Origin of the sequence: Streptomyces phyllanthi (genome assembly GCF_009377205.1) — a bacterium.
GTDB classification, from domain to species: domain Bacteria; phylum Actinomycetota; class Actinomycetes; order Streptomycetales; family Streptomycetaceae; genus Streptomyces; species Streptomyces phyllanthi.
Genome location: NZ_VJZE01000325.1, coordinates 1 through 10,540, shown reverse-complemented (window position 1 = coordinate 10,540; position 10,540 = coordinate 1). Strand labels below are relative to the sequence as shown.

Sequence of the window (10,540 nt, the reverse complement as noted above, 5' to 3'; positions counted from 1 at the left end):
GGCGCGCTCGGTGGGGGGGTTCGGGCTGCTGAAGGTGGTGCCTGGGCATCTGCCGTTGCTGCGGGATTTGTTGCCTGACCGCAGTCTGGCTGGTCTGGCGGGACATGTGGTGGTGGGGGGTGAGGCGCTGCCCGGGGCTTATGTGCGGGACTGGCTGGCTGCGGCGCCCGGGACGGTGGTGGTCAACGAGTACGGCCCGACGGAGACGGTGGTCGGTTGTTGTGTTGATGTGGTCGTTGCTGGTCAGGAGGTGTTGGAGCGGGTTCCGATCGGGCGGCCGATCGCGAACACCCGTCTGTATGTGCTGGATGGCTCGATGGGTCTGGTTCCGGTCGGGACGGCTGGGGAGCTGTTCGTCGGTGGGGCTCAGGTGGCGCGTGGTTATGGCAATCGGCCGGCGTTGACGGGGGAGCGGTTTGTTGCGGATCCGTTCGCGGGGGACGGTTCGCGGATGTATCGCACGGGTGACCGGGTGCGGTGGCTGCCGGATGGGCGGCTGGAGTTTTTGGGCCGGGTCGACGAGCAGGTCAAGGTGCGGGGTTACCGGATCGAGCCGGGTGAGGTCGAAGCGGCGCTGGCGGCGCATCCGGATGTGCGGTCGGCGGTGGTGGCGGTGGCCGGTGGCACGGGTCGGCTGGTCGCGTATGCGGTGCCCGCCGATCACGACGGCGGCCTCCCCCCGGCCGGAGAACTGCGTGACCATCTGCGGCACCGGTTGCCGGAGTTCATGATCCCGTCGGTGTTCACCGAGCTGTCCGCAGTGCCGCTGACCTCCAACGGGAAGATCGACCGGGCCGCGCTGCCCGATCCTGACTTCTCCCGTTCCGAACTGGGGGCGTTCGTGGCGCCGGCCGGGGCGGCCGAGGAGCTTCTGGCGGGGATCTGGGCGCAGGTGCTGGGGGTCGGCCGGGTCGGTGCGGGGGACGGTTTCTTCGAGCTGGGTGGGCATTCGCTGCTGGCCACGCAGGTGATCTCGCGGATCCGCGAGGTGTTCGGCACCGAGATTCCGCTTGCCGCTCTGTTCGACCACCCCACCGTCCGCGGCCTGGCCGCTGTGATTGAGCAGGCGGCCCCCAGTGCGGTGGTGCCGCCGGTGACGGTGGTTTCCCGGGACGAGCCGTTGCCGTTGTCGTTCGGGCAGGAGCGGCTGTGGTTCATGGACCGGTTGGAGCCGGGTTCGGTCGAGTACAACGTGCCGTCGCCGATGTGGTTCGACGGTCCGGTGGACGTGGCCGCGCTGGGCGCGGCGCTGGGTGCGCTGGTGGCCCGGCACGAGGTGTTGCGGACACGGCTGGTGGCGGGCCCGGACGGGATGGCGTACCAGGTGATCGACCCGCCGGGACGGGTGCCGCTGCCGGTGGCGGACATGTCCGGCGTCGCCGATCCGATGGCCGCGGCCAGGCGTCTGGTGGCGGTCGACGCGGCGGCGCCGTTCGACCTCGCGGCCGGACCACTCCTGCGGGCCTGCCTGATCCGGCTGGCCGACACCGGGCACCTGCTGGCGCTGTCGATGCACCACGCCGTCTCCGACGAATGGTCGGGGCGGATTCTCTGGCGCGAGTTGTCGGCGCTCTACCGGGCGTCGCGGGCCGGTGAACCGGATCCGCTGCCGCCGCTCGGGGTGCAGTACGCCGACTTCGCCGTCTGGCAGCGCTCCTGGCTCACCGGAGACGTCCTGGACGGCCAGCTCGCCTACTGGCGGGACAAACTCGCGGGCGCACCGGTGCTGGACCTGCCCACCGACCGGCCGCGTCCCCCGGTGCGGTCCAGTGCGGGCACGGCGGCCCGCTTCACGATCCCGGCCGAGACCGCCGACGCGCTGCGCGAGATGGCCCGCGCGAACGGCGCGACCATGTACATGGTGCTGCTGGCGGCCTACCTGGTGCTGCTGGGCCGCTACTGCGACACCGACGACGTCGTCGTCGGGACGCCGGTGGCGAACCGGAACCGGGCCGAGACCGAGAGCCTGATCGGGTTCTTCGTCAACACCCTGGTGCTGCGCACCGACCTGTCCGGGGATCCGTCCTTCACCGAGTTGCTGGGCCGGGTCCGGGAGACCGCGCTGGGCGCCTACGCCCACCAGGACCTGCCCTTCGAGCGGCTGGTGGACGCCCTGGTCACCGAAAGAGACCGCTCCCGCACACCGCTGTTCCAGGTCTTCTTCAGCTACGCCACCCCCGACCCGGACGAGGAGGCCACCCGGCCCGGCCGGGATGTCGCGCCGCGTCCGGTGGAGGTGAAGTTCGACCTGGCGCTGGCGCTGGCCGATGGCGGGGCGGACGTGACCGGCCAGATCGACTACAGCACGGAACTGTTCGATCCGGACACGATCGACCGGCTGGCGGGGCACATCGTGACGGTGCTGCGGGCGGTGGCCGCTGACCCGGGCCGTCCTCTCTCGCGGATACCGGTGCTGACGGCGGCCGAGCGGCAGCAGGTGGCCGGAGGCTGGAACGGCGAGGCCGTGCCGCCGCCGTCGGCGGGCGGGGTGGCCGAGCTGATCGTCGCCCGCGCGGCGGCACACCCGGACGCGGTCGCGGTGGTGTGCGGGCGGCGGCAGGTGACCTACGGATGCCTGGTGGACCGGGCATGGCGGCTGGCGTGCCTGCTGGGCACGCGAGGGGTGGGGCCGGAGTCGGTGGTGGGCCTGTGCCTGCCGCGCGGGGTGGACATGGTGACCGCGGTGCTGGGGGTGTGGCTGGCGGGCGGCGCGTACCTGCCGCTGGACCCGGAGTACCCCGCGGACCGGTTGGAATTCATGCTGACCGACGGCGACGCGGTCCTGCTGGTCGGGAACCGTTCGGCTGCGGGCGGCCCGGCCGGGGACGGCGTGCCGGCGGTGTGGCTGGACGACCCGGAGGTACGGGCGGAGCTTGCGGTGCCGCCGCCGGGCCGACCTCAGGACGCCCGGGTGGAGCCGGACACGCTGGCGTACGTGATCTACACATCGGGTTCGACCGGAACCCCGAAGGGCACGCGCCTCACCCACGGCGGTGTGGTGAACCTCGCCGTCGCCCTCGGGCCGGTGCTGGGCGTCACCCCCTGGACCAGGGTGCTGCAGTTCGCCTCGTTCAGCTTCGACGCCGCCGTGCTGGACCTGGCGGCGACGCTGGGACTCGGCGGCACGCTGGTGGTGGCGGCCGGAGCCGAGCGGGCCGATCCGACCCGGCTCGCCGCGATGGTGACGGCGCTGGGAGTGGAGGCGGCCAGTGTGGTGCCGTCGCTGCTGGAGGTCCTGGACCCGGCGCGGGTACCGGGCCTGGGCACGGTGCTGTCCGGGGCCGAGCGGATGAGCGCGGCACTGGCGCGGGCCTGGGCGCGGGACCGGCGGCTGGTCAACACCTACGGGCCGACCGAGGCCACGGTAATGGTGACCGCCGGGCCGGTGGACCCCGAGACGCGGCGCGCGCCGGCGGTGGGCCGCGCGGCGCCGAACACACGGCTGTACGTGCTGGACGCGTTCCTGAACCCGGTGCCGGTGGGGGTGCCGGGAGAGCTGTACATCGGCGGCCCGCAGCTGGCCCGCGGATACGGCCGGCGCCCGGCGCTGACCGCGGAGCGGTTCGTCGCCGACCCGTTCGCCGCCGACGGATCGCGCCTGTACCGGACAGGTGACCGGGTGCGGTGGCTGTCGGACGGGCAGGTGGAGTTCCTCGGCCGGGCCGACGACCAGATCAAGGTGCGCGGGTTCCGGATCGAGCCGGCGGAGGTCGAAGCCGTCCTCGCCGCCCATCCCGCCGTACGGTCGGCGGTGGCAGCCGTGGACGGGACCGGCGCGGGCGCGCGGCTGGTGGCCCACCTGGTCCCGGCCGATCACGCCGAAGGCATCCCCGCGCCCGACGAGCTGCGCGGGTTCGCGGCCCTGCGGTTACCGGAGTTCATGGTCCCGGCCGCCTTCACCGAGCTGGCGGCGGTGCCGTTGACCCCGAGCGGCAAACTCGACCGCGCCGCGCTGCCCGCCCCCGACCTCCGTCCCGCGCTGAACGGCCACTACACGCCGCCGTCGACGCGGACCGAGGAACTGCTGGCCGGGATCTGGGCCGGACTGCTGGGCGTGGACCGGGTCGGGGTCGAGGACGACTTCTTCACGCTGGGCGGGCATTCGCTGCTGGCCACGCGGGTCGTCTCCCGGATCCGCACGGAGTTCGGGGCCGAAGTGCCCCTCGCCGCGCTGTTCGGCCGTCCCACCGTGCGCGGCCTGGCCGGCGTCATCGACGGCACGTCGGCGGAACGTGCGGTGCCGCCCGTGACGGCGGTGCGCCGGGACCGGCCTCTCCCGCTGTCGTTCGGACAGCAGCGGCTGTGGTTCCTCGACCAGCTCGAACCGGGTTCGACCGAGTACAACGTGCCGACGCCCATGTGGCTGGACGGGGACCTGGACATCCGGAGCCTGGAGGCGGCACTCGACACGATCGTGGCGCGGCACGAGGTGCTGCGCACCCGGCTGGTGGTCGGCCCGGACGGCGTCGGCCGCCAGGCCGTCGATCCTCCGGGGCCGGTCCCCCTGCCGGTGGTGGACGTGTCGGAGCTGCCCGACGCGGTGGCGGGCGCCCAGCTGCTGATCATGGCGGATGCCCTGCTGCCCTTCGACATGGCGGCCGGGCCGCTGATCCGCGCCGGCGTGATCCGGCTCGGCCCGGCCGGCCACATCCTGGCCATGTCGGTCCACCACATCGCCTTCGACGAATGGTCGGACCGGATCTTCCGGCGGGAACTGGCGGCGCTCTATGAGGCGTTCCGGGCCGGGGAGCCCGATCCGCTGCCGCCCCTGCCGGTGCAGTACGCCGACTTCGCGGTGTGGCAGCGGTCCTGGCTGACCGGCGAGGTGCTGGACGGGCAGCTGGCCTACTGGCGCGACCGGCTGGCCGGGGCCCCGGTGCTGGACCTGCCCACCGACAGGCCCCGTCCCGCGGTCCTCTCCAGCGCGGGCGCCGTGGTGCCGTTCACCGTCGCGACCGCGACCGCGGACGCGCTGCGGCGGATCGCCCGAGACAACGGCGCCACCCTGTTCATGACGCTGTTCACGGCGTTCGTGGTGCTTCTCGGCCGCTACAGCCGCCAGGACGACATCGTGGTGGGCACTCCGGCGGCGGGCCGGAACCGGGCCGAGACCGAGGACCTGATCGGCTTCTTCGTCAACAACCTGGTGCTCCGCACCGACCTGTCCGGCGACCCGTCCTTCACCGAGCTGCTGGGCCGGGTCCGCGACACGACGCTCACCGCGTACGCCCACCAGGACCTGCCGTTCGAGCAGCTCGTCGACGCGCTGGTCAGCGAACGCGACCGATCTCGCGCCCCGCTCTTCCAGGTGCTGTTCAACTACTTCAACACCGAGGACGACCCGACCCGGAACCTGGATCCCGGGGTGCTCGAGGGCCTGTGGACGGGCGCCATCTCGCGGTTCGACCTACGGATGATCTTCAGCGACGACGGGCGCGAGCTGTCCGGAGTGATCCAGTACATGGTGGCGCTGTTCGACCCGGCCACCGTCGAGCGGATGGCCGGGCACCTGGGCACGCTCCTCGACGCGGTCGCGGCCGACGCGAGCCGTCCGGTGTCGGCGCTGCCGATGGTGACCGCCGCGGAGCGCCACCGGCTCGCCGTCGAATGGAACGACACCGCGGTTCCCCGGCCGGCGGCCGGGGTTCTCGAACCGATCACCGAGCACGCCGCCGCCCGCCCGGACGCGGTCGCCGTGACGTGTGGGGAACGGTCTCTCACCTATGCCGGGCTGATGTCACGGGTGGCCCGCCTGGCGGGATACCTGCGCGGGGTCGGGGTCGGACCGGAGACCGTCGTGGGGCTGTGCCTGCCCCGCGGCATCGACCTGACCGTCGCGGTGCTGGCCGTGTGGCGGGCCGGGGCGGCCCACCTGCCGCTGGACCCGGCATACCCGCCGGAACGGCTGGCGTTCATGCTGGCCGACAGTCGCGCGGCGGTCCTGCTCGGCACGTCCGCGACGGTGGACGACCTGCCGGTGCGGCGGCTGCGGGTCATCGCGCTGGACGACCCCGCGGTGCGGCAGGCCGTGACCGCGGCGGAGCCCGCCGCGGCCCCGCCGCCGCGGGCCGGGCGGCCGGCGTACGTGATCTACACGTCCGGATCGACCGGGCAGCCGAAGGGTGTGATGGTCGGGCACGACGCGTTGGCCGACTTCGTGTGCTGGTTCAACCGCCGGTTCGCCGTCACGGAGCACGACCGGGTGCTGGTGGCCTCGACGTCGCCGAGCTTCGACGCGTTCGGGGTCGAGCTGTACCCGGGGCTGGCCGCGGGCGGCACGCTGGTCGTCATGCCGGTGACCGGACCGGTCGCGGACGTCGACGGGCTGATCGGGACGATGACGGCTCAGCGGGTGAGCGTCCTGCCGACCGTCCCGGCCATGCTCACGGTCCTCACCGAACGCCCCGGCCTGGCCAGGTGCAGGTGGGTGCGCCAGGTGGTGTGCGGCGGGGAACAGCTCACCGGGCTGACCGCGGCCGCCCTGGCCAGGGCGCTGCCGGTGCCGCTGCACAACATCTACGGCCCGACCGAGGCCACCATCGGCGTCAGCTCCTACACCCACCTGCCCGAGGAGGGCCCGGACGGCCGGACGGACGGAGCACTGCCGATCGGCGCCCCGCTCGACAACACCCGCCTGTACGTCCTGGACCAGTCGATGGGCCTGGTGCCGATCGGGGTGGCCGGGGAACTGTTCATCGGCGGGACGGGCCTGGCCCGAGGCTATCTCGGCGCGCCGGCGTTGACGGCGGAGCGGTTCGTCGCCGACCCGTTCGCCGGGGACGGTTCGCGGATGTACCGGACGGGTGACCGGGTGCGGTGGCGTGCCGACGGCCTGCTGGAGTTCCTGGGCCGGGCCGACGACCAGGTCAAGGTGCGGGGCTACCGGATCGAACCGGGCGAGGTCGAAGCGGCGCTGGCCGCGCATCCGAAGGTCCGGTCGGCGGTGGCCGCCGTATTCGGGGAGGGGACTTCGGCCCGGTTGTCGGCCTACCTGGTCCCGGCCGATTCCGCCGACGGGATTCCCTCGGTGTCCGATCTACGCGATTTCCTGCGGCGGCGGTTGCCCGAGTTCATGATCCCGGCCTCCTTCACCGAGCTGGCCGCTCTGCCGCTGACGCCCAACGGCAAGATCGATCGGGCTCTGCTGCCGGATCCTGACGTGGCGCGTCCGGAGGTGACGGAGTTCGTCGCTCCGCGCAATGAGGCGGAGCGGGTCCTGGCGGAGGCGTTCGCCCGGGCGCTGGGTGTGGACCGGGTGGGCGTCGATGACAACTTCTTCGAGCTGGGCGGGGACTCGATCACCGGGATTCAGGTGGTGGCGCGGGCTCGGTCGTCAGGTGTCGGGGTGTCGGTGGCGCAGCTGTTCGATTTCCAGACGGCGGGGTCGCTGGCGGCTGCCGCCGAGGTCGGTGCGGGTGCGGTGGGGGATCAGGGCGCCGTGGTGGGTGATGCGGCGTTGTCGCCGGTGCAGCGGTGGTTCTTCGGGTTGGGGCTGCCGGTGCCGTGGCATTTCAACCAGTCGGTTCTGCTGGAGGCCGCGGGCCGCGTGGATCTGAGTGTTCTGCGTGCGTCCGTGGCGGAGGTGCTGGCGCATCATGACGGGTTGCGGTCGCGCTTCGATCTGGTGGATGGGGAATGGCGTGGCCGGGTGGTGGGGGTCGAGGAGACCGGCGCAGCGCATGCGGACGTGGTGTGGGACGCGGGGCCGTGCCCGTCCGGAACGGACGAGGAGGAATGGCTGACGAGCGTCGCTGACGCGGCGCAGAGCTCCCTGGACCTGTCCGCCGGACCGCTGATCCGGGTCGTGGTCTTCGACCGGGGAGCGCGGCCGCTCGTGTTCGTGGTGGTGCATCACCTGGTGGTGGACACGGTGTCGTGGCCGGTTCTGGTGGGTGATCTGGGGTTGGCGTACGGGCGGTTGTCGGTGGGGGAGCCGGTGGTTCTGCCGGCGAAGACGACGTCGTTCGCGGCGTGGTCGTCCTATCTCACCGAGCTGGCGGATTCCGGTGGGGCCGCTGCTGAGATCCCGTACTGGGAGGGGGTGGTGAGCCGGGTACGGCCGGTGCCGCGTGACCGGTCGGGGCGTAACGCGGCGGTGGCGGGCCGGGAGGTGCGGGTGGTTCTGGGGGAGGAGGCGACGTCGCGGTTGTTGTCCCGGGTGCCGTCGGAGTCGCGGTTGCGTGTGGAGGAGGTGTTGCTGGCGGGGCTGGGGATGGTGCTGGGCGGCTGGCTCGGTGACGGCGGGTCGGCGGTCGTCGACGTGGAGAGCCACGGTCGTCACGAGGAAGGCCCGGGAATCGACTTGTCCCGGACGGTGGGCTGGTTCACCTGCCTGTATCCGGTGGTGCTGCCCGGTGGGACCGAGCCGGGCCGGGTGCTGGCGGACACCAAGGAGATGGTGCGGCGGGTGCCCCGTCATGGTCTGGGTTATGGCCTGTTGCGCCATCTGTCGGGGTGGCGGCCGCCCGCGACCGCGGAGATCAGCTTCAACTACCTCGGCCAGGCCACCCCCGGCAGGTCGGCCGATGACAGGACCGACCACGGCGGTGACGCCGGCGGCCGATTCCAGGTGGTCGAGAGACCACAGGGCCACGCGCACTCCCTCGAAGGCGACCGGCTGTACCTGATCGAGATCAACGGCCAGGTCGTCGACGGCCGCCTGAGTCTGGGCTGGACCTACAGCAGCGAAATCCACGACGAGGCGACGATCTCGGGCTTGGCGCACCGCTACATCGAGGTCCTCGGCGAACTGATCGACCACTGCTGCCGCCCAGAGGCCAGTGGCTACACGCCATCGGACTTCCCGCTGGCCGCCCTTGACCAGTCTTCCCTCGACTTCATCAAACAACGTTTCGGCTCGGTGTCCCCGCCGGGTGAGAGCACCGATTCCGGAGGTCGGTCATGACAGCGTTCGACCTGACAGCGCAGCCCAGCGGCGGAGCCATCGAGGACATCTACCCGCTCACCGGGTTGCAGCAGGGCATGCTGTTCCACTCCAGACTCGCTCCCGGGATGGGGGTGTACTGGATCTGGATGGGGCTGCCGCTGCACGGCGACCTGGACCCTGGTGTTCTGCGTCAGGCTTGGGAGCTGGTTTTCGCCCGGCACGAGGTGCTGCGTACCGGGGTGGTGTGGGAGCAGGTTCCGGTGCCGATGGCGGTGGTGTCGCGGTCGGTGCCGCTGCCCTGGCAGGTGATCGACCTGTCCGGCCTCGACGAGGACGCCCAGCGGCGGGCGATCGACGACTACCTCGCCGCCGACGAGACGACGGGCGCCGACTTCGCCGCACCGACGCTGGTGCGCGTCGCACTGGTGCGCCTGGGAGAGGACCGCCACCAGCTGCTGTGGAGCTACCACCATCTGCTGCTGGACGGCTGGAGCAGCCCTGCGGTCATCGGAGAGGTGCTGCAGGCCTACCAGGAACTGGTGGCCGGGCGGCAGCCGATCCTGCCGGACCGGCGCCCGTTCCGCGACTTCGTGGCCTGGCTGCTCGGCCAGGACCAGGAGGAGGCCAAACGGTACTGGCGGGAGCAACTCGCCGGATTCACCGCACCCAACGCGCTCGGGGTCGGGCACACGACGGGGGAGACCGGGCGAGGCACCGCCTGGGCACGGCTGGACAAGGACGCCTTCGCCCGGGTGGCGGAGTTCGCGCGGCGGCACCGGCTTACGGTCAACACGGTCGTCCAGGGTGCCTGGGCGGTCCTCACGGCCCGTTATGCCGGCACCGACGACGTCGTGTTCGGGGTCACCTCCTCCGGGCGCAGCGGTCAGCTCGACGGCATCGAGAGCGTGATCGGGCTGCTGATGAACACCACCCCGGCCCGCATCAAGGTCGATCCCGGCCAGACCGTCCCGCAGTGGCTGGCCGCCGTACAGGCCGAGCAGGTACGGGGCCGCCGCTTCGAGCACACCCCGCTGACCGACATCCAGGCCTGCAGCCAGGTCCCCGCCGGACAGCCCCTGTTCGAGACGCTGTTCATCTTCGAGAACTACCCCGCCCCGGGCTGGAACGGCGGGCAGGGCTCGCCGGGCACGGGCGGCCTGCGGGCGGGCGCGGTGTTCCATGGCCGCCCGCAGGGCAACTACCCGCTGACGGTGGCAGCGGGAATCGGACCGGTACAGGAGTTGTCGATCCGCCTCGACTACGAGCGGGACCGATTCGATCCGGCCGCGATGGAGCGGATGGCGGAGCACCTGGCCACCGTGCTGGAAGCGATCGCAACGAGCACGGACCAGAAGGTGGCGGAGCTGCCCGTCCTGACCGCCGCCGAACGGGTCCAGGTGGTAGCGGACTGGAACGACACGGTGGCGCCGCTGCCGGGTGTGGGCGGAGCTCATGACCTGGTCGCCGAGCGGGTGCGGCAGCATCCGGATGCGGTGGCGGTGGTGTGTGGGTCGCGTCTGGTGACGTATGGGGGTTTGTGGGAGCGGGCTGGGCGGTTCGCGGGTTTGTTGCGTGCGGCGGGTGCGGGTCCGGAGTCGGTGGTGGGTCTGTGTCTGCCGCGTGGGATCGACCTGGTGGCGGCCGTGTTGGGGG

Annotated in this window: 2 protein-coding genes; both read left to right on the top strand. The window is 72.2% G+C overall.

What is annotated here, in order from left to right:
* Nucleotides 1-10: 10 nt before the first annotated feature.
* Nucleotides 11-8,905, top strand: a complete 8,895-nt coding sequence (locus FNH04_RS32485) for a non-ribosomal peptide synthetase (RefSeq protein WP_322724471.1) — start codon at nucleotides 11-13, stop codon at nucleotides 8,903-8,905.
* The coding region (locus tag FNH04_RS32480; RefSeq protein WP_152789444.1) for a condensation domain-containing protein at nucleotides 8,902-10,540 on the top strand (1,639 nt) is incomplete at its 3' end. The genes FNH04_RS32485 and FNH04_RS32480, both read left to right, overlap by 4 nt.